This window comes from Streptomyces hundungensis (assembly GCF_003627815.1).
GTDB classification, from domain to species: Bacteria; Actinomycetota; Actinomycetes; order Streptomycetales; family Streptomycetaceae; genus Streptomyces; species Streptomyces hundungensis_A.
Genome location: NZ_CP032698.1, coordinates 7901115 through 7925484, shown reverse-complemented (window position 1 = coordinate 7925484; position 24370 = coordinate 7901115). Strand labels below are relative to the sequence as shown.

General features: G+C 70.7%; 25 protein-coding genes. 7 read left to right on the top strand and 18 right to left on the bottom strand.

What is annotated here, in order from left to right; all coding sequences use genetic code 11:
* The first annotated feature begins 107 nt into the window (after positions 1 to 107).
* Entirely contained in the window at positions 108 to 1337 is a 1230-nt protein-coding gene (locus tag DWB77_RS35235; protein ID WP_120726567.1) for an FUSC family protein, read from the top strand.
* A 3-nt stretch (positions 1338 to 1340) separates the two neighbouring features.
* Here DWB77_RS35235 and DWB77_RS35230 read toward each other — a convergent pair whose 3' ends face one another.
* Entirely contained in the window at positions 1341 to 2093 is a 753-nt protein-coding gene (locus DWB77_RS35230; RefSeq protein WP_174248667.1) for an SDR family oxidoreductase, read from the bottom strand.
* Between the two features lie 184 nt (positions 2094 to 2277).
* Here DWB77_RS35230 and DWB77_RS35225 point away from each other — a divergent pair, with 184 nt between their 5' ends.
* Positions 2278 to 2907, top strand: coding sequence for a TetR/AcrR family transcriptional regulator (locus DWB77_RS35225; RefSeq protein WP_246033744.1), 630 nt, complete (start codon positions 2278 to 2280; stop codon positions 2905 to 2907).
* 111 nt (positions 2908 to 3018) lie between these two features.
* Here DWB77_RS35225 and DWB77_RS35220 read toward each other — a convergent pair whose 3' ends face one another.
* From DWB77_RS35220 to DWB77_RS35195, 6 genes are all read right to left on the bottom strand, one after another.
* The gene (locus DWB77_RS35220; RefSeq protein WP_162952681.1) at positions 3019 to 3420 is read right to left on the bottom strand and encodes a response regulator; all 402 of its coding nucleotides are present in this window, start codon (positions 3418 to 3420) and stop codon (positions 3019 to 3021) included.
* On the bottom strand, positions 3417 to 4514 hold the full coding sequence (locus tag DWB77_RS35215) for a PAS domain-containing sensor histidine kinase (RefSeq protein ID WP_120726561.1): 1098 nt from the start codon (positions 4512 to 4514) through the stop codon (positions 3417 to 3419). The genes DWB77_RS35220 and DWB77_RS35215 overlap by 4 nt, the downstream gene beginning before the upstream one ends.
* Positions 4511 to 5167, bottom strand: coding sequence for a response regulator transcription factor (locus DWB77_RS35210; RefSeq protein WP_120728607.1), 657 nt, complete (start codon positions 5165 to 5167; stop codon positions 4511 to 4513). Before DWB77_RS35210 ends, DWB77_RS35215 begins: the two co-directional genes overlap by 4 nt.
* Positions 5168 to 5204: 37 nt before the next feature.
* Positions 5205 to 5639, bottom strand: a complete 435-nt coding sequence (locus DWB77_RS35205) for an STAS domain-containing protein (RefSeq protein ID WP_162952680.1) — start codon at positions 5637 to 5639, stop codon at positions 5205 to 5207.
* Positions 5640 to 6070: 431 nt separating this feature from the next.
* Complete coding sequence (locus DWB77_RS35200) at positions 6071 to 7279, bottom strand: FAD-dependent oxidoreductase (RefSeq protein WP_120726557.1); 1209 nt, start codon at positions 7277 to 7279, stop codon at positions 6071 to 6073.
* On the bottom strand, positions 7276 to 7740 hold the full coding sequence (locus DWB77_RS35195) for a hypothetical protein (RefSeq protein ID WP_120726555.1): 465 nt from the start codon (positions 7738 to 7740) through the stop codon (positions 7276 to 7278). Before DWB77_RS35195 ends, DWB77_RS35200 begins: the two co-directional genes overlap by 4 nt.
* A gap of 108 nt (positions 7741 to 7848) precedes the next feature.
* On the opposite strand from DWB77_RS35195, the gene DWB77_RS35190 reads away from it, so the two are divergent.
* A complete protein-coding gene (locus DWB77_RS35190) occupies positions 7849 to 8463 on the top strand; it encodes a PadR family transcriptional regulator (protein WP_120726553.1) in 615 nt (204 codons plus the stop codon).
* Between the two features lie 320 nt (positions 8464 to 8783).
* Here the strand turns inward: DWB77_RS35190 and DWB77_RS35185 are convergent, their stop codons facing one another.
* Positions 8784 to 9590, bottom strand: coding sequence for a maleate cis-trans isomerase family protein (locus DWB77_RS35185; RefSeq protein ID WP_120726551.1), 807 nt, complete (start codon positions 9588 to 9590; stop codon positions 8784 to 8786).
* A gap of 396 nt (positions 9591 to 9986) precedes the next feature.
* On the bottom strand, positions 9987 to 10457 hold the full coding sequence (locus tag DWB77_RS35180) for a DIP1984 family protein (RefSeq protein ID WP_120726549.1): 471 nt from the start codon (positions 10455 to 10457) through the stop codon (positions 9987 to 9989).
* A gap of 543 nt (positions 10458 to 11000) precedes the next feature.
* On the opposite strand from DWB77_RS35180, the gene DWB77_RS35175 reads away from it, so the two are divergent.
* On the top strand, positions 11001 to 11603 hold the full coding sequence (locus DWB77_RS35175) for a sigma-70 family RNA polymerase sigma factor (RefSeq protein WP_162952679.1): 603 nt from the start codon (positions 11001 to 11003) through the stop codon (positions 11601 to 11603).
* Positions 11600 to 13270, top strand: coding sequence for an IclR family transcriptional regulator domain-containing protein (locus tag DWB77_RS35170; RefSeq protein ID WP_120726545.1), 1671 nt, complete (start codon positions 11600 to 11602; stop codon positions 13268 to 13270). The genes DWB77_RS35175 and DWB77_RS35170 overlap by 4 nt, the downstream gene beginning before the upstream one ends.
* Before the next feature lie 89 nt (positions 13271 to 13359).
* Here DWB77_RS35170 and DWB77_RS35165 read toward each other — a convergent pair whose 3' ends face one another.
* The 6 genes from DWB77_RS35165 to DWB77_RS35140 form a co-directional block, all read right to left on the bottom strand.
* A complete protein-coding gene (locus DWB77_RS35165) occupies positions 13360 to 13827 on the bottom strand; it encodes a hypothetical protein (RefSeq protein WP_120726543.1) in 468 nt (155 codons plus the stop codon).
* A gap of 17 nt (positions 13828 to 13844) precedes the next feature.
* Positions 13845 to 14069 carry a hypothetical protein gene (locus tag DWB77_RS35160; protein ID WP_120726541.1) on the bottom strand — a complete coding sequence of 75 codons (225 nt, stop codon included), beginning with the start codon at positions 14067 to 14069 and terminating at the stop codon, positions 13845 to 13847.
* 170 nt (positions 14070 to 14239) lie between these two features.
* Positions 14240 to 14971 carry a ferritin-like domain-containing protein gene (locus tag DWB77_RS35155; protein WP_120726539.1) on the bottom strand — a complete coding sequence of 244 codons (732 nt, stop codon included), beginning with the start codon at positions 14969 to 14971 and terminating at the stop codon, positions 14240 to 14242.
* 150 nt (positions 14972 to 15121) lie between these two features.
* On the bottom strand, positions 15122 to 15961 hold the full coding sequence (locus tag DWB77_RS35150; protein WP_120728605.1) for an SDR family NAD(P)-dependent oxidoreductase: 840 nt from the start codon (positions 15959 to 15961) through the stop codon (positions 15122 to 15124).
* Between the two features lie 82 nt (positions 15962 to 16043).
* Positions 16044 to 16481: an ATP-binding protein gene (locus tag DWB77_RS35145; RefSeq protein ID WP_120726537.1), complete on the bottom strand. Its 438-nt coding sequence runs from the start codon at positions 16479 to 16481 to the stop codon at positions 16044 to 16046.
* 180 nt (positions 16482 to 16661) lie between these two features.
* Positions 16662 to 17645 carry an aldo/keto reductase gene (locus DWB77_RS35140; protein ID WP_120726535.1) on the bottom strand — a complete coding sequence of 328 codons (984 nt, stop codon included), beginning with the start codon at positions 17643 to 17645 and terminating at the stop codon, positions 16662 to 16664.
* Between the two features lie 118 nt (positions 17646 to 17763).
* On the opposite strand from DWB77_RS35140, the gene DWB77_RS35135 reads away from it, so the two are divergent.
* On the top strand, positions 17764 to 18351 hold the full coding sequence (locus DWB77_RS35135) for a TetR family transcriptional regulator (protein WP_120726534.1): 588 nt from the start codon (positions 17764 to 17766) through the stop codon (positions 18349 to 18351).
* Positions 18352 to 18424: 73 nt separating this feature from the next.
* Here DWB77_RS35135 and DWB77_RS35130 read toward each other — a convergent pair whose 3' ends face one another.
* Positions 18425 to 20800, bottom strand: coding sequence for an Orn/Lys/Arg decarboxylase N-terminal domain-containing protein (locus DWB77_RS35130; protein ID WP_120728603.1), 2376 nt, complete (start codon positions 20798 to 20800; stop codon positions 18425 to 18427).
* A gap of 217 nt (positions 20801 to 21017) precedes the next feature.
* Here DWB77_RS35130 and DWB77_RS35125 point away from each other — a divergent pair, with 217 nt between their 5' ends.
* Complete coding sequence (locus DWB77_RS35125) at positions 21018 to 21803, top strand: alpha/beta fold hydrolase (protein WP_120726532.1); 786 nt, start codon at positions 21018 to 21020, stop codon at positions 21801 to 21803.
* A gap of 76 nt (positions 21804 to 21879) precedes the next feature.
* Here the strand turns inward: DWB77_RS35125 and DWB77_RS35120 are convergent, their stop codons facing one another.
* Positions 21880 to 22701 carry a MerR family transcriptional regulator gene (locus tag DWB77_RS35120; protein ID WP_120726530.1) on the bottom strand — a complete coding sequence of 274 codons (822 nt, stop codon included), beginning with the start codon at positions 22699 to 22701 and terminating at the stop codon, positions 21880 to 21882.
* A 114-nt stretch (positions 22702 to 22815) separates the two neighbouring features.
* A complete protein-coding gene (locus DWB77_RS35115) occupies positions 22816 to 24279 on the bottom strand; it encodes an aminotransferase class I/II-fold pyridoxal phosphate-dependent enzyme (protein WP_120726528.1) in 1464 nt (487 codons plus the stop codon).
* Positions 24280 to 24370: the final 91 nt, after the last annotated feature.

Below are 24370 nucleotides of genomic sequence, written 5' to 3'. Positions count from 1 at the left end.
GGCCGGGGGCGGGCGCCGACCCGGCCTTGGCCCCTGCACCTGTCCCTGTTCCCGCCCCGTCCCGGAGAGCTCTCCGTGTGTGAAATGCGCTGAGAGGGAAGGGGTGCATGGTGCGGGAGTTCACTCATCCTCTGTTTGATTTCGCGCGCCGCCGCCGTGAGCCGGCGGTGGTGCAGACCCTGCGTTCCACCGCGGCCGCGGTCATCTCGTATGTGGTGGCTCTGCGTCTGAGCAGCGAGCCCGCGCCGCTGACCGCGCCACTGACCGCCCTTCTCGTCGTGCAGGTCACCCTCTACACCACGCTCGTCACCGCCGTGCGCAGGGTGAACTCCGTCGTCGTGGGTGTGCTGCTCGCCGTCGGGTTCAGCTCCCTGGTGGGTCTGACCTGGTGGAGCCTGGGGTTGATCATCCTGGCGGCGCTCGTGGTCGGTCGCTTCGTCAAGGTCGGCGAGTTCGTGCCCGAGGTGGCGATCAGCGCGATGCTCGTCCTGGGGGTGACCCGGGTGTCGGCGACCGCCTGGGACCGGGTGCTTGAGACGCTGATCGGCGCCGGGGTCGGCATGCTGTTCAACGTGCTGCTCGCTCCTCCGGTCTGGGTGGAGTCCGCCGGCGGGGCCATCGAGGAGCTCGCCGCCCGGATGCGGCGGCTGCTGCTCGACCTGGGGGCCGAGGTCGGCGGCCATACCCCGGTCGCCCAGGCGGCGGCCCGACTGCACGAGGCGCGGCGGCTCGATCACGACATCGTCCAGGTGGATGTGTCCCTGCGGCAGGCCGAGGACAGTCTTCGGCTCAATCCGCGCGTCAAGGAGGGGCTGCTGTCGCGGGTGGTGCTGCGTACCGGGCTCGACACCCTGGAGATCTCGGCGGTGGTGTTGCGCGTGGTCTGCCGGTCGCTGACCGACCTCGCGAAGGAACGTACGGAGGAGACGCTTTTCGAGCCGGAGGTCGGCCTCGCCCTGCGGGATGTCTTCGAACACCTCGCCCGGGCCGTCGAGAGCTTCGCCGTACTGATCACCACGCAGGTCAGCACCAACGCGGAGAAGGCGGAGGAGCGCCTGGCGACCGAGTTGACGGCGGGCCGGGCCAGCCGGGACCGGGTCGCCGATCTGCTGCTCGCGCAAGTGCAGCGACACCCTCGGCAGTGGCAGTTGCACGGGGCGCTGCTCGCCGAGGTCGACCGGATCCTCAACGAGCTGGACGTGGAGAAGCGCTCCCAGCGCCTGGTGGAGGAGCTCGACCAGCAGTCCCGCAAGCAGCGTCGGCGCTTTGGTGATCTGCGCCGGATGCGAAGCCGTGCGCGGCAGGTCCTGCGGCTGCCGGAACCCGACGACCGGTGACGGTCAGGCGACGCCTCCGTTGGCGTACAGGACTTGGCCGTTGACCCAGCGGCCGCCCGGGCCGGCCAGGAAGGCGACGGCGCTCGCGATGTCGTCGGGCGTGCCGAGCCGTTCCGTCGGGGACGCGGCCGCGATCCGGTCGACCAATTCGGGGCTCTTGCCGTCCAGGAAGAGCGGGGTCGCGGTCGGCCCGGGCGCCACGGCGTTGACGGTCACGTCCCGGCCGCGCAGTTCTCGGGCCAGGATCAGGGTCATCGCCTCGACCGCGCCCTTGGTCGCCGCGTAAGCCGCGTACGTCGGCTGCTGGAGCCGGGTGACGGAGGTGGAGAAATTGACCAGCGCACCGCCGGGGCGCAGTCTCCGAGCCGCGAGCTGGGAGACGACGAACGTGCCGCGCACGTTGACCCGGTGCATGCGGTCGAAGGCGTCCAGCTCCATTTCGGCCAGGGGTGCCAGGAGCATGATCCCGGCGGTGTTCACCACCACGTCGATGCCGCCGAAGCGCTCCTCAGTGGTGTCGAAGAGGGCCGTCATCGCGGTCTCGTCCGCCACGTCACCGGAGACGGAGATGGCTGTGCCGCCCGCTTCCTGGATCGAGGCGACCACCTTTTCGGCGCGCTCGGCACTGCCGGAGTAGTGCACGGCCACGGCCATGCCGTCGGCGGCCAGTGCTCGTGCGACCGCACTGCCGATCCCGCCCGAACCGCCGGTCACGATCGCCACACGTGCTGCGGACTCTTCGTTGGTGGTGCTCATGGGAAACTCCCTCACTATCTTTGTGGACAATGAGTACACTAACAGCATGTGGACCAGCAGTCCATATAAATATGGCCTCGTGGTCCATATAGTTGAGTGGGAAGCTGCGGCGACTGGTGCACAAGAGCGCCGTCCGAGCCGAGCCCGACCGGCCGTGCCCGATGAGAAGACGAGGGGAAGACGCGTGGAGCGATCAGACGCCGGCGAGGGAGCCGGCCTGCTCAAGCCGGGGCGCGGACGCCGACGGGCGGAGGACGTCCGCAACGCGACGCTGACCACGGCCGCCGAACTGTTGCTCGCCGAGGGGGTGCAAGGCCTGACCTTCTCCAAGGTCGCCGCACGCGCCGGGGTCAGCAAGATGACCCTCTACAAGTGGTGGCCCTCCCCCGGTGCCCTGGCCTTCGACGCCTATTACGACACCTTCAAGGACACCCTCGCCTTTCCCGACACGGGTGACATCCGGCGCGACCTGACGACGCAACTGCACAGCTTCGTCGAGCTCCTGAACCGCAATGGCTCCGTCATCGCCGGGATCATCGGAGCCGCGCAAGGCGACTCCGACCTGGCCGAAGCGCTCTCGACGCACTACGTCACGCAGCGCCGCCGCCTCGCCGTCGAACGTCTCACGCGTGCGCGGGAAGCCGGGCAGATCCGCGAAGGCGTCGACCTGGAGACGATAGTCGACCAGCTCTGGGGCGCCGCCTACCACCGGCTGCTGATGCCCGCGCAACCGCTGACCACGGACTTCACCGATCAGCTGATCGCCAACCTCTTCCAGGGCCTCGCCCCGGACTCTCCGCACCCGGCGACGTAGCGGACGCATCCCTACGGCAGGGGTGCCCGGAACCGCGGATCGGCGGGCAGGCCGGAGGAGCAGGGACAAGACGGGTTGCCTTCCCCGTGGGGCGGCTGTCTCGGCAGGACTTCAGCGAGGTTCTGCCGCCCGGCGCAGCGCCGCGACGAGCTCGCGATTGCTCACGCCCTTGAGGACGTACTCGACGACGCCCGCTTTCATCATCTGCTCGATTGACCCCTTGTCGTCGTACGCGGAGAACGCCACGACGCGGCTGGCCGGGGAGCATGCAGCGATGTCGCCGGCGACGCGGTGGCCGCCGCCGGGGAAGCGCACGTCCAGGACCACCAGGTCCGGTTGGTGACGGCGTACCAGACGCAGCGCCTGCTCGGCGTCGCGGGCGGTGCCCACCACTTCCAGATCGGGCTGGGCCCGCACGACCTCGCCCAGAGTTTCCAGGACCAGCGCGTTGTCGTCACACAGCAGCACGGTGAGCGGGGGGCACGGGGAGCCGCCCGGCGTATCGGGCTTCACGACGCCTCGTCCGCCGGTGCCGGGCCCGGGTTGGGCACCCAGAACTCGACGGTGGTTCCCGTGCCGGGGCGCGAGTACATGGACCACCAGCCTCCGGCCGTCTCGGCCCGCTCCCGCATTTCGATGACCCCGAAATGTTCGCGCGAGCCGTCCTGGGACATCGGCGCCCCTGTTCCATCGTCCACCACGCGGGTCACGATGCCCCCGTCGACGGACCGGACCTGGATGTCGACCTGGCTCGCGCGGGCGTGCTTGTGCACGTTCAGGAGTGCTTCCTGGACGATGCGGAAAATGGTGATGGCGGTCTCGGGAGAGGGTTCACGCTCCAGTTCGTGGTCGAACGAGTAGGTCATCCCCCACGCGGCGCCCACGACGTCGTCCAGATGGCTGGAGAGCCCGTCGACCAGGCCGTGCCTGTCGATCCCGGGCGGATGGAGCCGGAACGTCAGACTGCGCAGCCGGCCGATCGCTTCGCGCACCGAGGTGTCGAGCCGGCGCAGCTCCGCGGAGTAGGTCTCCGGCACCCGCTCGGCGAGCAGTTCCAGCCGCATTCCGACGGCGACCATCGCCTGGATGGAGTCGTCGTGGACGTCCCACGCGATGCGGCGGCGCTCCGTCTCCTGCGCCTGGACCAGGTGGTCGAACAGCCGCCGCCGCTCGCTGAGGGCGTGCTGGGCGGCCCGTCGTTCGGACATGTCGCGGGTGACCTTGCCGAAGCCCTGGAGTACGCCCTTCTCGTCCCACAGGGCGGTGATGACCACGTTGGCCCAGAACCGGGAGCCGTCCTTGCGGACGCGCCACCCTTCGTCCTCCAGCCGACCGTCGGCCACGGCGGTCTCCAACTCCCATTGGGGCTTGCCCGACGCCTGGTCCTCGGGCGGGTAGAAGACCGAGAAGTGCTGGCCGAGGATGTCCGAGGCGCTGTAGCCCTTGATCCGTTCCGCTCCGGCGTTCCAGCTGATGATGTATCCGTGCGGGTCGAGCATGAAGATGCCGTAGTCCAGCACTCCCTGAACGAGCAGGGTGAAGGCCGTCTCCGACAGAGGGACCGTCTCTTTCCGCGCCCACTTCTGTTGCCGTGCTTCACGCGTCATTTGAGGATGCCTTCACGCCGTGCGATCGCCACGGCCTCCAGTTGGGAACGCGCACCCAGCTTTTCGAGCACGCGCTGGACGTGGTTGCGCCCCGTGTTGAGAGCGACCCCCAACTGCTCGCTGATCTCCGCGGTGGTCCGGCCTTCGCCCAGCAGGTGCAGGACTTCGCGCTCGCGCGGGGTCAGGTTCTCGCCGAGTCCCGGCACCCTGCCCGTCAGCCGTCCCAGTACATCGCCCAGCAGTTCCTGGCTGAAGACCGTTTCGCCTGCCGCCACCCGGCGTACGGCGTCCTCCAGCTCGCTCAGTCCGCGGTCCTTCAGGATCAGGCCCGCTCCGCCCGTCTGCGCGACGCGCACGGCCACCGAACCGCTGCCCTCGCCCGCCAGGACCAGGACGCGGGCGTCCGGCAGCAGTGCCAGGAGATCGGCGATGGCGGCGACGCCGTCACCGTCCGGCAGGCGCCGGTCCATGAGGACGACGTCGGGCGTGCAGCGCTGGGCGTCCGCCAGCGCCGAGGCCACCGACGCCGCGCGGCCCACGATCTGCAAATCGGGCGAGCGTTCAAGGGCGAGGCATATCGCCTCGGCCACCATGTCGTGATCCTCGACCAGGAGGATCCGGACCGGTCGACGGGACGGGGAGGGGGCAGGCATCGGCGCATCCTTGCTGGTGGCGGACGGCACGATCATGTCAGAAGGTCCCTGGCCGCGTCGGCAGCGCGGCCTCCGTCTCGGCAGCGCGGTGGCTCGCGACCCCTGCCGAAGCCCAGCGGGCCCGACCCAGGTCCGTCTCCGCGGCCTTCGGGGTGAAGAGGTCCTCGGCTCCGATCAGGGACAGCAACCGCCGCAACTGCGAGCCGATGCCTTCCACTACGAGGTCCACGCCTTCCCCGAGGATGGTCAGCCGCGCCGTGAGCAGGGATCCCAGGCCGGCACAGTCGCAGAACGAGATGTCGGTGAGGTCGAAGCAGAGGGTCGTGGGCCGCTCGGCCAGACAGTCCGCGACGGCGTTGTGGACCATGGGGGCGGTGTCGAGGTCCAGTTCACCGCTGAGCGTCACTCGGGCGACGCCCGCGTGAACCACGGCATGCGACGTGAACGGGTAAACGGTCACAGCGTCCCTCACCTCCCGGTGCTCCCTTGCGGCGCGGACCTGCGCAGCGCGGTCTGTTGAACGGTCCCGCGGACGGGCCGCCGGCTGCCGCACCATTACTGCATAGCGCGAGCGCACCAGAGCGGGTCTAGTGAATCTGCACTAGACGGGGAAGTCAACACGCGCTGGAGGCGGGGGCGGCGCGGAGCAGCGCGATCGAACGAGGGGACGTGTCCACCGTCTCCCCCGCTTCTCTCCAACCTCCTTCGTCGCACCGTGAGTTGAGGTCGCTCCGTGCCTGGCCAGCCGGGTCGGGCCGCGACCTTGGTCACAGGGCGTCGGCCCGGCGAGGCGGGGAGGGCGCCTCTGGAGGGACAGCGCCGGGGTCCGGCGCCGCGCTCCCGTTCGGGGGGTGACGGGGATCTCCCGGACGGGGGACGAGAACGCATGTCGCGGGCGGGAGGTCACACGCTCGGGATCGCCCTCGCGTCCCAGTCGATGTGGTGATCGAACTGCCAGGCCATCCTCTCCGGGTTGATCAGCTTCATGGCCGCGGGCATGGCCAGGTCGCGCAGGACGCGGCCGACCGGGCCCGCGGTCTTGTTGCTGTTGGTGCGGGCACCGAGTTTGATGATGCGTTCGACGCGCGGCCGGCGCCGATGCTCGTACGTCGCGAAGGCCTGGCCGTAGGGCAGGTCCCGCAGACAGCGCGCGAGCTCGACGGCGCTTTCGACGGCGAGGGAGGCGCCCTGGCCGGAACTGGACGAAGCGGCGTGGGCGGCGTCGCCGATCAGGGTCATCCGGCCCCGGGTCCAGGTCGGGACTCTGGGCATGTTCTCCATCGGGCCGGTGATGAGGAGCTCGTCGAGGTCGGTCCGGCCGATCAGTTCCCGGGCCGGCGTGCGGTCGTCGGCGAAGGCGGCGAGCAGGGTGCGCATCCACTCCTTGGCCCCGATCGCCTGGGCTTCGGCGACCGTCATCGGGGCGCCGCGGGGCAGGTTGACGAACCAGACCGCTGAGGAATCCTCGAAGATCTGGTAGCCGAAGAAGGCACGCTTGCCGAAGCACATGTACATGACCCCCTCGGTGGAGGCCATTCCCGACTGGTACGTCCGCCCTCCGAAGCAGACCAGACCCGCGTAGTTCGGCGCGGGCGCGGCCGGGTCGATCAGGGAGCGGGTGGTGGAGCGGATGCCGTCGGCGCCGATGACGATGTCGGCGCTCGCCCGCGTACCGTCCGCGAAGTGCGCGGTGATGCCGGAGCCGCTGTCCGTCGTGCCGGCCAGCCGTTTGCCGTGGTGCACGGGGACGGCTCTGCGTGCCGCCTCGTCATGGAGCGCGCGGTAGAGATCGGCGCGCCAGACGAACTGCTGGGCCGGGAGGCGGCTGGGCGGAGCGAAACGGGCGAGGTCTTTGCCTGTCCAGCTCCGTAGCCCCATGGCGGTGACCGGTGTGCCGATGGCGCGGACGAGGTGGCCGGCGCCGATCGCGTCGAGGGCGTCCTGGCCGTTGGGGGCGATGGTCATGCCGCCGCCGACCCCGTCGGCGGTGGAGTCGTACGCCTCGTAAACGGCGGCTTCGATGCCCGCCCGGCGCAGGGCCATCGCGGCGACCGGGCCCGCGATCCCGCCACCGACGACGAGCGCGGTGCGGGCTTTGCCGGTGCGGGTCATGACTGGTACGTCCCGGCGGGGTCGGCGACCGTCGGCACGCCGCCGGCCTTGTGGGCGCGGCGCACGTCCTGGACGTACGCACGGGAGAACATCGCGGTCAGGAGGGCGATGCCACCCCGGTGGACGCGTATCTCGCCGTTGGTCACGGACCCGGTCAGGCGGACACGGCGGGTGGGCGCCGCGTCCGGGGCGGGCGTCGTGGTCCACGCGTCCTTGATCCTGCCGCGGGCGGTCCACTCCAGGTTCCAGTGGTCGATGGCGGCGCCGTCGTCTACGAGCAGCTTCACCATGGCCCGGTCCAGGTCGAGGTGGATGTCGATGTCGTCGGGGAGGTCGGGGGAACGGAGGTCGAGGACGGCGGCGCCGCGGCGGGCCTTGACCTCGAAGTGCCCGGCCTCCGTCCAGTTGCCCAGGTGCTTGACCAGGCCGTGGTCGGAGTGGATGCGCTCGGTGAGGGACATCGCGGTGATTCCTTTCGGGGGGGGTGGGGTGGGTTGTGCCGATGCAGCAATAGTTGCATTGCAACTAGTCTCGCGTCAACTAGTCGTCCTGCGGCTAAAGTGATGCCCATGACGACCTCGGCTCCTCGCAGCTCCCCGCTCGCCCTCACCGTCCTGGCGTTGCTGCACTACAAGCCGCTGCATCCGTACGGCATTCAGCGGCTGGTCAAGGAGTGGGGCAAGGAACAGGTCGTCAACGTCAAACAGCGCGCGAGCCTGTACCGCACGATCGAGCGGCTCAATGGCGACGGGTTGATCGCGGTCCGTGAGACGGGACGCGATCAGCAGTACCCCGAGCGGACCGTCTACGAGGTGACCGCCGCGGGGCGCGAGACGGCCAGGGCGTGGCTGGAGGAGATGCTCGCCGCGCCCAAGCAGGAGTTCCCCGAGTTCCCGGCCGCCCTCTCCAATCTCCTGCTCCTCATGCCCGAGGACATCGCGGACGTACTGAAGCGGCGGGCCGACGCCTTGGCGAAGAAGCTCGACGGTCTTGAGGCGGCCATGGCCTCGGAGGAGAAGCAGGGGCTGCCGCGCGTCACCCGTCTGGAGACCGAATACCTGCGGGCCGTCACGGCGGCGGAGCTTGAGTGGGTGCGCGGCGTCGTCGAGGACCTGCGAACGGGCAGGCTCGCGTGGTCGAAGGAGCAGCTGGACGCCTTCGCGGCGGAGCCGACGCGACAGTGAGGCGGCCCGGGGGGCGTCGCAGCGGAGCCGACGGAAAAGCCGGGTGGCCCCGGGGGCCTCGCGACAGCCGGCCGGCCCGGGGAGGCGCCACGGCGGAGCCGACGGAAGAGTCGGGTGGCCTCCGGGGGCTTCGCGGCGGAGCCCACGCGACAGTGAGGCGGCCCCGGGGTGTCGCAGCGGCAGCCGACGGATAAGCCGGGCGGCCTTCGGGGGCACCGGAACAGTCGGGTCGCCCCGGGGGACTCGCAACAGTCGCGCGGCCCCCGAAGGCGGGCGGCACCTCCCGCCGCGTCGCGTTCCGGCGGCAGGCGCCGCCTTTCTCAGCGGGCCGAGGCGGGCCGCTCGTGCGGCGGGGGCTCGGGGAGCGAGAACAGCCGTCCGTAACCCGTGATGTCGTCGGTGGACGTGCCGGCCGCACGCAGCATCGCCCACAGCAGGACCTGATTGGGCGTCAACACCGGTCGCCCCAGGCGTAGTTCGAGGCGCTCGATCACCCCGACCGCACGGAGGCCGTTGCCGCCCAGCACCACGGCGTCGGCGTCGTCCGGCACATGTGTGCTCACCCACTCGTACAGCTCGGCGGGCTGGACGAGGGTCTGCCCGCTTGGCAGCGCACAGGGAGCCGAGAAGGGAACCTCGAAGCCCGCGTCCTGGTAGTAGCGCCGGCCCAGCGCGTTCAATTCCGCGTCGAACCACGGCGGATCGATCAGCGCCGGCCGCGTGGCCCCGACCGCGTGGAGCGCCTCCACCGTCGCGGCGCAGGTGGCGACCACAGGAATGCCTCCGGCCCGGGTGCGCAGACGCTCCAGCATCGCCTCCTCGGCCGCGGCGCCGATCACATAAGCCGAGCTGGTGAAGGCGAAGCCCATCGCATTCAGCGGCGCGGCGGCGAGTCGCTCGGCGGCCTCGTCCACGTACGGCGGCTCGGCGAACGCCCGCACCGGCGCCAGCGGAATCGTCTCGTCCATCCCGCCGCCCGACCGCATCGCCCCGAACGGCACCCGGGCCGCGTGCAGGCCGACGTCGGCGGGGGCCATCGCGCGGAGCTCGGACTCCGGCCCCACGTCCGCGTGCGGGGTGAGCACCCCGAGTCTGACCCGTACGTCCCAGCCGTCGTTCCGCCACATGTCCGCACACTCCCTCGCGGGCCGCCCAGGGGTGGGCGCCCACGCCATGATGTGAGCCTGAGGGTGTGCGACCACGGAGTGACACGCGAGCCGACCAGGTGGGGCTACACGTGCCACTGCCGTTTTTCCTATGGCCCCCACACATAGGGGCGTTGTACCGGAGTGCGATGGAGAAGACCCCGAACCCGCCCTCGCCGCATCGGATCTGCACGTGGTGATGTGCTGTGCGCTGTGCACGGTTACCTGTACGCGATGCTGAGCTGCGCTGTTGATGGGGAATCGAACCCCCGCGTTGCTCTCCACGCACCAGGAGGGGGCCGGAAACCGCCGGCCCTCGGTGTGTGCACGCCTCCGAAGCAGCTACCTGCTCCCCATCGCCCCCGCCCGCTGGACCACTCAGTCCAGCAGGTCGGCCTCCCAGTTCGTGCGTTGGATCCGCACGTCGACCTCGCGGATCTCGCGGGCGAGCACGTCCGCCTGAGCGCGCAGTTCCGCCACCGGCAGCGCGGCGAGCATCATCAGCTCCGACCGGAGCTGTCGGCCGTATCCCCGCTCTCCCGTGCCCGCTGCCGCGTCCGCCGCCGCGGTGACCACGGCGTGCCGCAACCGCAGCACGTCCCGGCGTGCGAGGGCGTCGGTGAGCGTGCCGTCCGGGCCCACCCTCACGGTGGCGTTGGTCCGGTTGATCCGCCGGATCAACGTTTCCAGCGCGTCCAGCACCTCACCGGCCTCGGCCAGCAGTCGCGCCGCGTCTTCGGCGGGTGTCTCCCCCTCCTGGTGGCGCGCGCTGCTGACGACGCGCGCTCGCAACTGCTCCACACGGCGCGTCGCCTCCGCACGTTCCGCCAGTGCCTCGGCAAGCTTCATTTTCTCCACCTCCCCCTCTTCGAGTCGCGCAAGTATAGGAATGCGCACCGGCTCAGCCGCATCTGAATTATTGCCGCGGTGCGCTTGTCGGTGGTGGGTGGGAAGTACCGGCCGAAGCGCCCCGAAGTCCGGTCATGGGTGGGCGGCTTCGGTCGTGGGATTGGTCAATTCCAGTGGTTTGTGGTCCCCGAGGGAGATCTGGGGTGGGCCGGACGTCAGGGGTACGAGGGCGCCTTTCGCGTCCGCCTCTAGCAAACGGAGATCCACTCTCATGACGCGGTTCTTGGACTGGCTCGGAGCTGTGACGGCCGCTGTCAGCGCGGTGCACGCGCTGGTCGTTCTGTTACACGCGTGCTGGGACGGGCGACGGGCCCGGGCCGGGACAGCACCGGTTGCCCCGCTCGCACCGGCCGCACGCTGCGGTTGCCCGCCCGCGGTGGCGATAGTCCACGTCGAGGCCGCCCCCGACCGGACCGTCGCCGTCATGGTCCGTGTCGCGCCGACCACGGGCGGCGCGCGGCCATGGGTGGAAGAGCGCAGTCCGTGGTAGGCGGTGAGGCGCGTGAGTCGGCGGCGGAGCCGGGGTCGGGATCGGATCTGGGGCGCCAACTCCTGGATCTGTACGACCAGTTCATGGACCGGGAGCCCCCGATGCTACGGAAGCTGTCCAATCGGCAGCTTTCGCTTGAGGCCTGCCGGGACTGTGTCGACGAGGCGTTCATGCGGGTTCTGAGCAAGGCCGCGCTGGGCGACCTCGACGAGGGGGTGAAACTGGCGGCCTATGTGCGCAGGACCGCGCGGAACCTGGCGCTGGACAACCTCCGGGCGGACCGCCGCCTCGACCTGATGAACGGCGCGGACCTGGAAGCCTCGCTGTCCGTGCTGCCGGAGACGGCGACGGAGGTGGACGTCCTCAACGACCTGGTGATTCCGGCGATCGAGGCGATGCCGGTGAGCGAACGCCGGCACGTGGCCCACCTCCAGAGCCAGGGGCTCACCGACATGGAGATCGCGGCCGCGCTGGGCGTCGGAGCCGCCCGCGTGCACCGGGAGCGGTACAACGCGGTCCTCGATCTGCGCAGGGCGCTGGCCGAGTTCATCCGGCACAGACATCAGAAGAAACCCCACTTGAGGAAGGAGAGGTGACGGATGTGAGCCGCTTCAACGAGGACAACAGCGGCCGCCCGGCTCCGCAGGATCATGCGCGTCTGCTCGCACTCATGGGCCGGCCGGCCGGCACGCCGGACCACTGGGACCGGCCCGACGGTGACTTCGGCCCGCTCTCCCACACCTACCGGCTCGACCCCGACGCCCGGGCGCAGGCCAACTCCCTGTTCCGGCTCGGGTCCAAGGCCCTGGCCCGCGACGAGCTGAGCACGGCCACGGACTGGCTCGGCCAGGCGGCGTCCGCCGGGCACCCCGGCGCGCTGTTCCGACTGGCCGTGGCCGCGCTGCGGGCCGGTGAGGACTGGGAGCAGGAAGCCACCTTCCTCATCGCCGAGGCCGCCCGGCACGGTCACGGGGACGCCCGCCGACTGCTCGCCGGCACGGCCCGCCGCCCACCCGACGCCGGGCCCGTACTGGTCGAGGATCCGCGGTTCTTCGACGAGGTCCGCGAGCGCCTCGGCGTTCCCGAGGAAGCCCTGCTGCCGCCCGCCGGTGTCCCGGCCCGCCCGTGCGACTCCGTAACGGAAACCCCGGAAGGCCGCCCGCACCTCGTCCTCATCCCTGCTCCCCTGCTGCCCGACGGCAACGGACCGTATCTGCCGCTCTCCGCCGGGCCGGAGGCCGCGGTGGCCCGGCCTCATCTGGCGTCGCTCCCCGGCGGGCGGCACCCGGGGATCGTCCAGCCGCTGCCGGGGTTCACACCCGACATCGTCGCGGCGGCCGCCGAGGCGGGTGCCGCGGCCGAACCGGGCGGCGAGGAACCCTGCTGGTCGGCCAACGCCCTGCGGCCGGCGATCCTCAACGACATCGCCCGCAATCAGCCCGTTCCGGCGGCCTCCTCCCCCAGGACCCAGGCCGCCCAACGCGCCCGGGACCTCCTTCAGCACATCTGCGCCGCCGAGGGCGTCACCACGCGCACCCTGGCCCGGCGCGGGCGCATGTCCCTGGCCGCCACCGCCTGGCTGCTGCACTGGCTGCGCGAGCAACACCTGGTCGAGACGGTCGCCGGGGTGCACTTCGCCGGACCCGTCATGAAGATGGCCACCCGGTCCGACCGGCACGGTGTGCTGCTTGAACAGACGCTGGCCGGGCTACGGGACCGGATCGGCGCCGCCGTCTACCTCAGCACCTACGCCGACGGTGACGTCCAGGTCCTCAAATCCGCGCACAGCCCGGCAGCGCCGGCCGTCGAGGAATGGGTGGCCTTCCGCGACACCGCCCACGCCAGCGCCGTCGGCAAGAGCCTGCTCGCCCAGCTCGACTTCACCTCCTGCATGGACCACCTCGCCCGCTACCCCTCGATCCAGCTCACCGAGCGCACCATCACCGACCCCCGTGCCCTCCTGGACTCCCTCGATGGACACGGCCCCTATGCGGCCCAGTTCGACCTCCTGGAGTACTCCTACCGCGAGGTCTGTGTCGCGTACTCCCTGGGCCTGCCCGGCCGGGCCTCCTGTGTCGCCCTCTCCCTGCCGGTCCGGCAGTATCCGCGTCTGCTCGACGCCGCCCGCGAGTTGAGCGAACGCACCACCGGCCTCCTCCTCGCCCACCTCCTCACCGACGACACCCCCGCTCCACACCACAACTCCCGTACGGAGCAAGCCAGTTGGGGACCGTCCGACCAGGCGGCACGCGCACTCCCGTGACCTGCCAGGTGCGCAGGAGCGGGGGAAGACCGCCGAAGTCCGCCGTCCGAAGGGGAGCGGCGGACTCGACGGCGAACGGACCGCGCGCCTCACTCGGCGGCGGCGATCCAGCTCTCCAACTGCTCGACGGTCGTGGCGGGATCGGCGACCAGTACGGCGAGGCGGTCGTCGGTGGAGTTGAGCGTGGACAGGGCGGGGCAGCGGTGGCAGGCGTCCACGCCCGTCTGGTTCCACCACTTGCAGTGCGGACGGAGGTGGCACCGCGGCACCGCGCCGGTGTCGCGCGACGACGGCAGGGTCTGGATGCGCTGGATCAGACCGCAGTCGTCGCCCACCCGGTTGGCGCAGGCGGAGGTGCAGTGCGAGGCGAACCGGAGGATCCGGTGGGGCGCGATGCCTTCGGGGATGCTCGACAGCACGTCCGCGGCGGGCACCGGCTCGTCCACGTAGACGACCTGGCCGTTGTCTCCCGATCTGACGCCCAGGACGACGGATTCCGGGCGGTGGGCGTCTCCGCTCGGGCACCAGGTGACGCGGTCTTCGGCATGACGGTCCACGGTGCTCCTCCGCGGCGTCAGGAGGACGCGGTGTCGGCGCCGTCGGGTGTGCTCAGGACGAGTCCGAGGATGGGCCCGCCGGTGGTTCCGAGCTGCTGCTCGGCGACGACTGCCTTCTGGATGTGCGCGGAAAGGGTCTGGGCGTCGGTTCTCTCCGCCGCGTCGGCCACGCCGCCCGCGGCGGCGAGGAGCCCACTGAGGAGCGCGGCCGTGGCGGCCGCTGCCCGGAGGTTGGGGTTCATGCTGTCCTTCCTTGACACTGACGTCTCGACTGACAAGGGCGACCGTATGCATCAACTCCCTTACGCGGAAGACGATTTGGTGCGTACTTATTTTCATCGAAGCACGGATGAAAGATTCGCATGGAGCGTATGGCCGTCGCCCGACACGACACCGGGCCCGGGCCCACCCGTCAGGGGGTGCTCGCCCGCTGAGCGGGGCGCGGCGCGAGCACCGCGGAGACCACGTCCCGCGACGAGGCCATGACGTCGGCCAGGAAGCGGCGGCGACCGACGCCGAGTCGGCGCAGTGCCGGGCCGTGGTCGACGGCCACGGTCGCGGACACCGCGAGCAGGAGCAGTCGCCACAGAGCCATGGTCGGGCCACGCATCAGGCGCGGCAGTTCGGCCACCGAGGCGTGCAGTCGCTCGCAGTGGAACGGGACGTGCCGCTCCTCGTCGGCCAGGATCCGCGCCGCAACATCGGTGGTGAGCGGGTCGTCGGTGCCGTCGCGCAGGGCGCGGTAGTAGCGCAGTGCCACCACCTCGGCGATCATGAGTACGAGCAGTTCCGTGCGCAGACCCATCAGACGCCTCAGCCGTACGAAGACCGTGTCGCTCCAGTGTCCGGCGAGCTTGGGCACTCCCCCGGCGGCCAACAGCCGGGCCAGCAGCCGGGCGTGGTTCTGTTCCTCGGCGATGAAGAGCCGGACCGCGTCCGCGTAGTCCGGGTCGCCGGCCTGGTCGGCCTTGCGGGAGAGGTTGGCGCCGTCGCCGTCCTCGCCGACCTGGAAGCGCTGGATGCCGGCCCATACGCTCGGATGCAGCGTCGCACCCAGCGCCCACTCCGGGTCGCCTTCGGCGTTCCTGCGTTCGCGCTCGTCCTCGAACCGCCGCGTCCACTTGGCGAATTCACCCGTACTCATCCGGCCTCCCCTGGCCTGAGCACAACGGCTGTGCCCAGGAGAGGGGGAGACGACTGCGGCGGCCAAATCGTTCCCCAGGCCGGCCGGCCCCCGCATCGCCGCAACGTCGGGTGATCGCGGCGAGCCGGTCGCCGACGCGCGCCGCACGTCTCAAGTGCGCAGATACGAAGCCCCGTTGAGGTCGAGGACCGTCCCCGAGGCCCATTCGGCGGCCGGGGAGGCCAGCCACAGCACGGCTGCCGCGATCTCGTCGGCCGACGCCACGCGCCCGAACGGACTCTGGGCCCGGATCGCCTCGCCCTCCGCCCCGCTCAGCCGGTGCGCGACCCGCTCCGTCTCGAAGAACCCGGGGGCGACGGAAGCCACGCCGATTCCGTACGGGGCCAGGTGCACGGCGAGGGACTGGCCCAGCGCGTGCACCGCCGCCTTGGTCGCCCCGTACGCCGGGTGGTCGGGTTCGCCCCGGAAGGCGCCGCGCGACCCGACGTTGACGATCCGGCCCCCGCCGCCCTGCTCAATCATCCGGCGAGCCGCGAGGTGACTGAGGTTGGCCGTCGCGAGGAGGTTGACGGACACATGGCTCTGCCAGGCCCCCGCCCAGTCCTCGTACGAGGTGGTGGCGAGTGGGTGGGGAAGGTTGACGGCGGCGTTGTTGACGAGGACGTCGAGCCCGCCGATCCCTTCGGCCGCGGCGTCCGCGACGGCCCGTGCGCCCGCCGGGGTGGACAGGTCGCCTCCGGCGAGCACATGCCCCGAACCGGAAAGGGAGGCGAGGGTTTCCTCGGCCTCCTCGCGGCGGGAGCCGAAGTGCACGGCCACCCGGTCGCCGTTGGCGGCGAAGGCCTGGGCGAGCGCACGGCCCAGTCCGCGCGAGGCGCCGCTGACGAGGACACGTCGACCGGTGGACGGAAAGGCGCGGGCGGGAGCGGAAGGGGTCGACTCGGTGGAGGAGGACGGCGTTCGAGAGGAGGACGGCATTGGAGAAGTCATGTGGATCATGATGCCCTCGCCTCCCGACACCCGGTTCGGTGCTCCCCCCTTGCCGTCGGCCGCACCTCGGAGTGGGGCCGCGTCAGCCGGACCCGATCGCCTCCGTCGTGGCAGGCGTGGGTGGTTGGAAGCAGGCGGTGACGTTTTTCCCGCGCGGGCAGGGATAGGCGTGCCATTCGTCGGAGAGGGCGTCGATGAGCATCAGGCCACGTCCGCCGAGCGCGCCGTCGTCCGGGTCGCGCTGTTCGGGGAGTCGGGGTGAGGAGTCGTGCACCGTGACATGCAGGCACTCCTCGTCCCAGGTGAGGATCAGCTGTGCCGCGCTGCGTGCGTGCACATGGGCGTTGGTGACCAGCTCGGACACCGTCAGCAACACGTCATCCATGACCTCGGGGGTCTGCTGGGCCCATGCGAGCGTCGTCAGATGCTCACGCGTCCAGTCCCTTGCCTCTTTCACGCCGCTGTTCAGCGGCAGGGAGCGTGCCCATCCCACGGCTTTCAGCGATGAGTCCTTCGCCACCGGTCACTCCTTACGTCGTGTGCGTCGTGCGCCTTACCTCGGCCGGGTCTTTGACCGTCTACCCCGAAACGCGGCTCGAACGGCGCCGTGGACGACTCCGCCCCGCCAGGCGCGGGGGCCCGACACGGGGCCGAAAGGAAGGCGGGAGTCGCGGGGCCCTTCTCGGCCGGAGCGGTGGAGTCAGCCGTTGAGCGTGGTCATGAGCTCGGGGGCGTAGCGGTCGCCGACGGCGACGCCCTGCGGGGCGACGGCTTCGATGGCCGCGAGCTCCTCGGCGGTGATGTCGATGTCCGTGGCGGCGAGGTTCTCCTCCAGGTAGCGGCGGCGCTTGGTGCCGGGAATGGGGACGGCGCCCTGGCGCATGACCCATGCGAGGGCGAGCTGGGAGGCGGTGACGCCCTTGGCGGCCGCGAGCCGGCCGACCTCGCGGACGACGTCGAGGTTGCGCTCGAAGTTCGCGCCCTGGAAGCGCGGGTCGGTGCGCCGGAAGTCGTCCGGGGCGAAGTCCTCCGGGCTGGTGATGGCTCCGGAGAGGAAGCCCCGGCCCAGCGGAGCGTAGGCGACGAGGCCGATGCCCAGCTCGTCCAAGGTGTCGGCGACACCGTCGGCCTCGATGCTCCGCTCGAAGAGCGAGTACTCCGTCTGGACGGCCGAGAGGGCGTGGACCGCGTGGGCGCGGCGGATGGTGGCGGGCGCCACCTCGCTCAGCCCGAGGGCGCCGACCTTGCCTTCGGCGACGAGCTCGCCCATGGCTCCGACCGTCTCCTCGATGGGCACCTGCGGGTCGACGCGGTGCAGGTAGTAGAGGTCGACGTGGTCCGTGCGCAGGTGACGCAGCGAGCGCTCCAGGGAGTGGCGGATGTACTCCGGCCGGCCGTTGTGGCCGCGTGGCTCGCCGTCGTCGGTGATCTCGATGCCGGTCTTGGTGGCGAGGACGACCCGGTCCCGGCGGCCGACCAGCGCTTTTCCGAGGAGCTGCTCGTTGCGGAAGGGGCCGTAACTCTCCGCCGTGTCCAGCAGGGTCACGCCCAACTCAAGGGCGCGGTCCAGCGTGGCGAGGGACTCGGCTTCGTCGGTGGCTCCGTAGAAGGCGCTCATGCCCATGCATCCCAGGCCCTGGCTGCTGACGGTGAGGCCCTGGGTGCCCAGTGCGCGGTACTTCATGGTGTTCTCCTGTGCGGATCGATGGGGAACCATCTGGGGTAACTAACTGGTTAGTGCCACCATGCATACCCTCGTGGCCGGATGTCAATAACTGGTTAGTTACCTGTACGGTGTGCCCATGGCAGGAGACTCGAACGCAACCAGGACCCGACTGCTCGGCGCCGCCTTCGGCGAGTTCGCCGAGCACGGCCTGGCCGGTGCCCGCGTGGATCGCATCGCGGCCGCGGCCGGCGCCAACAAGCGGCTGATCTATGTGTACTTCGGCAACAAGGAGCAGCTCTTCGACCGCGTGATCGAGCACTGTGTGGCCGAGGGAACCGAGGCGGTGCCCTTCGACGTCGACGACCTGCCGCAGTACGCCGGCGCGCTGTTCGACCATCTCGTGGCCCGCCCCGACCTGGTACGAGTGCTCACCTGGAAGCAGCTGGAGCGGCCGGGAGAGGTCCACCCGGACACGGCCGCCTCTTGGCAGGGCAAGGTGGAAGCCCTGTCGGCGGCGCAGCGGCACGGGCACGTCGACCCCGCGCTGGCCCCCGCCGACATCCTGAATCTGACGCTCGCCCTGGCCCAGGCCTGGTTCACGGCCGCCGGCAACATGGCACACCTGTCGCCGGTACCCGCCGCCGCCCCTTCGGAGAGCAGGTCCCGGCAGCGGGCCGCGGTCGTCGAGACCGTCCGCCGGATGACGACACCGCAGGACCGGTAGACATCCTGGCGCGGGAATCGGGCGGGGCGCAGGCCCGGCCGCGGGCCCGCGCCCATGCGGACCGAGGCCCGGTTCAGCCCGGGAGCGAGGCGTCCTGCCGTACGCACTCGATGAGGTAGTCACCGCTCTCGGGGTCGATGACCACGCCGTGCGCTTCGCTGTGGAAGCCGGGGAAGGCGCGGTCGAAGGCCTCCAGAGCGCCGAGGTAGCGCAGCACCGGTCCGTCGGAGGCGCCGAGTGCTTCTCCGGGCATCAGCACGGGGATTCCGGGCGGAGTGACGGTGACCATGGCAGCCGCCACCCGTCCCGCGGCCTCGCTGAGCGGGAGGCGTTCGGTTCCGCCGCGGATGAGCTGCTGGTAGCAGTGGCGGGGTGCGACGACGGGTTCGGGCAGGTCCTGGAAGGCGGAGTCGAGGGCGTCGATGAGGTCGGCGCGGGTGAGGTGTTCGTGCATGTCCTGGCAGAGGGCGCGCAGGGTGGTGCCGGCATAGCGCTTGGGGTGGAGCTCGGTGAGCTGCGGCAGCACCTGGTGCAGCGGGGTCTCGGCGTCGTGGAGTGCCTTGAAGTCCATCAGGGCGTCCATCAAGGTGCCCCACTTCCCCTTGGTGATGCCCATGGAGAAGAGGATGAGCGTGGTGTAGGTGTCGGTCTTCTCGACCACGATGCCCCGCTCGGCGAGGTAGGCGGTGAGGACGCGGGCGGGGATGCCCCACGGTTCGCTCTCTCCCGCGGCCGTGACACCGGGGCAGGTCAGCGTCACCTTGATCGGGTCGAGCATGCACTGGCCCCGGCTCAGGCCCGCGAAGCCGTGCCAGTCGGCCTCCGGGTCGAGCTCCCAGCACGCCGGTTCGGTGGCCAGCAGGTCGGGGGCCGCGTCGGCGAACGGTACGCGGGAGGCGGTGGCGGGGTCCGCGATGTGCTCGGGCTGCCAGACGCCGAAGAACCACGGGGGACGGTCCCCCGCTGCCGCGATGCGGCGCCCGGTGCGGACGACGGTCTGCCGGAACCGGATGGCTTCGGTGACGGCCTCGTTGATCAGCCACTCCCCCTGCGGGCCGTCCATCATCGCCGCCGCCACGTCCAGCGAGGCGATGGCGGGGTACAGCGGCGAGGTGGTGCCGTGCATCATGAACGCCTCGTTGAACCGGTCGTGTTCGACGGGCGCGCGGGGCGAGGACTTCACGTGCACCATGGCGGACTGCGACAGGGCGGCGAGCAGTTTGTGGGTGGACTGGGTGGAGAAGACCGTGGGCCGCTCCGCCTCGGGGAAGGTGTCCGCGTCCACGGCCATGCCGTAGCGCCCCGCATAGAGCGGGTGGAACCGCGCGTAGGCGAACCACGCCTCGTCGAAGTGGAGATGGGGCGTGCTGGGCGCGAGGGCTCGCGCGGTCTGCACGGTGTCGTAACACAGGCCGTCGTACGTGGAGTTGGTGATCACCGCGTACTGCGCCTGCGGGGAGGTCGCTCCCGGGGTCAGGGGGTGGGCGGCGATCCTGTTCGCCACCGCGCCGGGGGCGGTTTCACGGGCGGGCAGCGGGCCCGCGAGGCCGTAACCGTTGCGGGTGGGGACCAGGTAGACCGGTCGGGCGCCGGAGATCACGAGGCCGTGCAGTACTGATTTGTGGCAGTTGCGGTCCACGAGGGCGATCTCGTCCGTGGTGACGCAGTAGTGGCCGACCATGCGGTCCGCGGTCGAGTCGCCGTGCAGGACGAAGTAGGTGCGGTCGGCTCCGAAGATGCGGGCCGCGTTGGCTTCGGCGTCGCCGATGGGGCCGTTGTGCTCGAAGAGGGAGCCCAGCTCGCCCACCGAGATGGACAGGTCGGAGCGGAAGAGGCGCTCCCCGTAGTAGTCGAAGAACGCCCGGCCCACCGGGGACTTCAAGAACGCGACCCCGCCCGAGTGCGCGGGGGTGTGCCAGGAGTATTCGTGGGCGTCGTCGAAGCGCCGCAGGGCTTTGAAGAACGGCGGCAGAAGGGCGTCGCCATAGGTGCGGGCCGCACGGGCGACGCGGCCCGCGATGAACGAGGGGGTGTCCTCCAGCGGCCAGACGTAGCCGACGGCGGTCTCGGCCACCCACAGGGGCAGCCGGTCCACGCCGTGGTCAGAGTCCTCGGTCATCACGACGAAGACCGGAAGGTCCTTGAAGCGGCGGGAGATCTGCCGCAGCACCGCCGCGCCGCCCGGCTCCGTATCGCCGCCGCCGTCGCCCTTGTGGTCGCCGTCTGCGAAGGGGCGCCCCGACCCGTGCGGCAGCTCCCACGCCACCATGGCCGCGCTCAGCCCGGCTTCGGTGCGCAGTGCCGCACAGGCGGCCTCTGCCGTCCTCGCCCAGCGCACCTCCAGGCCCAGCTCCTCCAACCCCTTGCCGATACGCGCCAGTTGCTCGGCCCCGACTCCCCCACCCAGAGGGTCCTCGCGCAGGGCGAGCAGAACACTGCCGTTCGCCATGACCACCATCTCCATCGCTCGCTTTGAAACACCGTCCGGCAGCAAGCATCGTGAAGAAGCGGGAGCGAAAGGTGACAGGAGGCGTAAACCACCCGCATGGGTACAGAGAGGTGGCGCCAGTGGTCCGCGGCCACCGGGCGGAAGGACGGTCGCAGTCGCGCCGCCGGGAGCGGAAAAGCACTGTCCCCGACCGCACTTGACCTGCGAACATCGGCGGATGCTGACTCTCGCCGACGACCTCGGCCATCTTTCCTGCACCGTCGCCGGCGACGGCACGCCCGTGGTGCTCCTGCACGCCGGTGTGGCCGACCACCGTATGTGGGACGCGGTCGCGCCCGCGCTCGCGGAACGGCACACGGTCATCCGCTACGACCTGCGCGGCTTCGGCGAATCCGCACCGCCGTCCGGTCCGTTCAGCGAGACCGGGGATCTGCGCCGGCTGCTGGACCATCTCGGCCATGACCGCGTGCAGCTCATCGGCGCGTCCTGGGGTGGCCGCGTGGCCGTCGACTTCACGCTCACCCATCCGGACCGCGTACGGTCCCTGACGCTGCTGGCCCCGCCGTGGCCGGGGTACGACTGGTCCGCCGAAATGATCGCCTACGACGAGGCCGAGACCGCGGCTTTGTCGGCGGGTGACCTGGACACCGCGGTCCGCGTCAACCTGGACATGTGGCTGCGCGGTCCAAACCGCGACTGGGACGACGTCGATCCCGAGCCGGTGGAGCGGCTCCGGGGCGCGGTCAGGACGTCCCTGGTGAACCAGGACGCGCTCGCGCGACACTCCCAGGGCGGCTCGGACGGCGACATCGCCACCATCGGCGTTCCCACCCTGGTGGGGTTCGGTCGCCTCGATGTCGCCGACTTCCAGGACATCGCCCGCAAGTACGCCGCCGCGATACCCGGCGCCACCCTGGTCGAGTTCCCGGCCGCTGCCCATCTCATCGCCGTGGACGCCCCCACGGAACTCCTCGCGGCGCTCCGTACCTTTCTGGTGAAGTGACGTACGGACGCGCGGAGTTGGGGCGGTCAACGCACTGGGGAAGCCCCCGGAGTTCGGGGACCTCGCCCTGCGCTACTCAGGCCCCGCTCAGGGGTGTCTGGAGTTCCGTCACCCAGTCGTCGCGGTTCTGCGGGCACTCCAGGTTGACCTCGCGCGGATAACCGGTCGGCACATGGCCGTTGGCGTCGATCCAGCGGGCCAGGGCCTGGGCCGCGGGCAACACCGTGTCCATGGAGCCCCGGTGCACGATGGTCGCCGCCCGCTCCAGGGACGGCAGGTCGAGGACGCGTACGGGGTCGTCCCGTAGGGGAGCCGAGACCTGGACCGCGGCGTGGACGATGATCCTGCCCGCGCCCTCCGGATCGTCCTCGTAGTAGGCGATCCCGGGGCCCGTGGGTGTGATGCCCGCGGTGTTCAGACGTCGGGAAAGCTCCTCGTAGAGCGGTCCGATGACCGGGCTGATGTCCTCGGGCTCGTAACTCGCGGCGGTCGCGGTCAGTTCCGCCACCCGGACGGTGGGGACGTTCTTGATGACGACGTCGTTCTCGGGCATGCGCCCCTCGCTCTCGATCGCTCGGAGCCTCGCCTCGACCTGGACCAGCCGTGCGCCCGCGGCAGCCACCGCGGTCTCCAGTTCGGCCCGTCGCAGCCGCATCATGCCGCGCAGTTCCTCGGCGCTGACCTTCTCGTCGACGATGTCGCGGACCTGGTGGAGGGTGAACCCCAGGTCCTTGAGGGCGATGATCCGGTTGAGGCGGGCGAGCTGGGCGGCGCTGTAGTAGCGATAGCCGCTGGCAGGGTCGACATGGGCCGGGCGCAGCACTCCCGTCGCGTCGTAATGACGCAACATCCGGACCGAGACGCGGCCGTGCCGGGCGAAGTCTCCAATGGTGAACATGATGTCTCCGAGTTGACCGCCTGACACGGTGTGAGGGTCAAGAAGGTACTCGTCCCCCGAGTCACCGCCGGGACTCGGGGGAACGAAGGAGAGACGACCCTCGGCCCGTTCACCTCATTCCCGCGCCACCACCCGCAGCGTCTTGACCGACGGGTCGGCCGCGTCGGGAATCAGGACGCCGTGTTCGACGCCGCTGCGCAGATAGTCGAGGACCGCTTCGGTGATGACCTCGCCGGGGGCGATCGCGGGTACGCCGGGCGGGTAGGGGCTGATCGTCTCCGCGGAGATGCGGCCGGCGGCGCGCTCGGCGGGCACGTGCTCCACGGGGGCGAAGAACGCCTCGCGCGGCACCATCGCCTGTTCCAGTTCCAGGTCCGAGGGGGCGGGCCGGTGGACCGGGCTCTGCTTCTCCAGGGAGTCGGCGTTGTCGACCAGCGCGCGCAGGGCGTCCAGCAGGATCTTCTCGGTCTCGTCGTCGTCGGCGTGGGTGATGGAGGCGCTGATGCGGCAGCTGTCGGAGCCTCCGACGTCCACATGGCGGTGTTCGCGCAGCCACTCCGCCGCCTGCATGCCGGTGATGCCGAGTTCGCGTACGTCGATGACGAGCTTGAGCGGATCGTAGGAGGCGGCGAAGCCTTCCTCGACCACCTCGCGGCCCATGGGCCGCAGGCCAGGCAGGTCGTCCAGGGTCGACCGGATGCGCAGTGCGCGGTGGAGTGCGCCCTCCAGGAGCTCGTGGCCGTGTTCCACCATCTGGCGGCGCCAGCCGTCGAGCGTCGCGTACACCAGGGTGGAGGCGCTGGTCGTGCCGAGCAGGTCCTCCCGCTGCTTGAGCACCTCGGGCGACACCCGGTCGTACTGGAGGTGGAAGACCGAACTCTGCTCGATCGCACCGCCCATCTTGTGCACGCTGGTGACCACCAGGTCCGCCTCGGCGTCCATGCCCCAGGGCGGCAGCGCGGAGTGGAAGGGAAGGTGGGCGCCCCACGCCTCGTCCACGATCAGGGGGACGTCGAACTCGTGGCACACCCGGGCCACGCCGGCCACGTCCGCGCAGGTGCCCCACTCGGTGGGCGTGATCAGCAACATGCCCTTGGCGTCCGGGTGTTCCTCGAGGCGGCGGCGTACGTCGTCGGGCTCCGGGGGGTGTGCCAGATGACGCTCGGCGTCGAACTTGGGGTGCACCCAGATCGGTCGCACACCGTTGACGACGACGGCCGCGATGACGGACTTGTGCGCGTTGCGCGACAGCAGCAGCTTCTCACCGGGCCCGGCCACGGAGAGCATGGCGGTCTTCACCGACAGGGAACTGCCGCAGGTGGAGAAGAACGCCTGCTCGGCCCCCACCGCGTCGGCCATCAACTCCTGCGCCTGGCTGAGCACGCCCTGGGACTGCCGGCGGTCGTCGAGACCGTTGAGGGCGAGGACGTCCGAACGGAACACGTCGAGCCCGACGATGTCGGCCACCCGGGGGTCCACGCCTCGGCCCTGCTTGTGCCCCGGTGGGCCGTACGCCACGTCTCCGCGGCGCCGGAACTCCTGGAGCGCCTCCAGTACTGGCACCCGCGAGTGATCCATTCGTACCTCCCAGCACGGTTGCGGCCCGGACGGCGGCTCTGCCGTCATGGTCGTCGTGTTGCACGGGTGCCGCAATCGAAACCGTCAGGTG

Coding starts and splice junctions, on each gene's coding strand:
- DWB77_RS35200 (WP_120726557.1), bottom strand. CDS start 7,279: ATGACCCGCACCGGCAAAGCCCGCACCGCGCTCGTCGTCGGTGGCGGG.
- DWB77_RS35115 (WP_120726528.1), bottom strand. CDS start 24,279: ATGGATCACTCGCGGGTGCCAGTACTGGAGGCGCTCCAGGAGTTCCGG.
- DWB77_RS35210 (WP_120728607.1), bottom strand. CDS start 5,167: ATGCCTGCCCCCTCCCCGTCCCGTCGACCGGTCCGGATCCTCCTGGTC.
- DWB77_RS35180 (WP_120726549.1), bottom strand. CDS start 10,457: ATGAAGCTTGCCGAGGCACTGGCGGAACGTGCGGAGGCGACGCGCCGT.
- DWB77_RS35135 (WP_120726534.1), top strand. CDS start 17,764: ATGGCAGGAGACTCGAACGCAACCAGGACCCGACTGCTCGGCGCCGCC.
- DWB77_RS35230 (WP_174248667.1), bottom strand. CDS start 2,093: ATGAGCACCACCAACGAAGAGTCCGCAGCACGTGTGGCGATCGTGACC.
- DWB77_RS35235 (WP_120726567.1), top strand. CDS start 108: ATGGTGCGGGAGTTCACTCATCCTCTGTTTGATTTCGCGCGCCGCCGC.
- DWB77_RS35130 (WP_120728603.1), bottom strand. CDS start 20,800: ATGGCGAACGGCAGTGTTCTGCTCGCCCTGCGCGAGGACCCTCTGGGT.
- DWB77_RS35195 (WP_120726555.1), bottom strand. CDS start 7,740: ATGTCCCTCACCGAGCGCATCCACTCCGACCACGGCCTGGTCAAGCAC.
- DWB77_RS35155 (WP_120726539.1), bottom strand. CDS start 14,971: ATGAGTACGGGTGAATTCGCCAAGTGGACGCGGCGGTTCGAGGACGAG.
- DWB77_RS35125 (WP_120726532.1), top strand. CDS start 21,018: ATGCTGACTCTCGCCGACGACCTCGGCCATCTTTCCTGCACCGTCGCC.
- DWB77_RS35215 (WP_120726561.1), bottom strand. CDS start 4,514: ATGACGCGTGAAGCACGGCAACAGAAGTGGGCGCGGAAAGAGACGGTC.
- DWB77_RS35140 (WP_120726535.1), bottom strand. CDS start 17,645: ATGAAGTACCGCGCACTGGGCACCCAGGGCCTCACCGTCAGCAGCCAG.
- DWB77_RS35190 (WP_120726553.1), top strand. CDS start 7,849: ATGACGACCTCGGCTCCTCGCAGCTCCCCGCTCGCCCTCACCGTCCTG.
- DWB77_RS35160 (WP_120726541.1), bottom strand. CDS start 14,069: ATGAACCCCAACCTCCGGGCAGCGGCCGCCACGGCCGCGCTCCTCAGT.
- DWB77_RS35185 (WP_120726551.1), bottom strand. CDS start 9,590: ATGTGGCGGAACGACGGCTGGGACGTACGGGTCAGACTCGGGGTGCTC.
- DWB77_RS35120 (WP_120726530.1), bottom strand. CDS start 22,701: ATGTTCACCATTGGAGACTTCGCCCGGCACGGCCGCGTCTCGGTCCGG.
- DWB77_RS35150 (WP_120728605.1), bottom strand. CDS start 15,961: ATGACTTCTCCAATGCCGTCCTCCTCTCGAACGCCGTCCTCCTCCACC.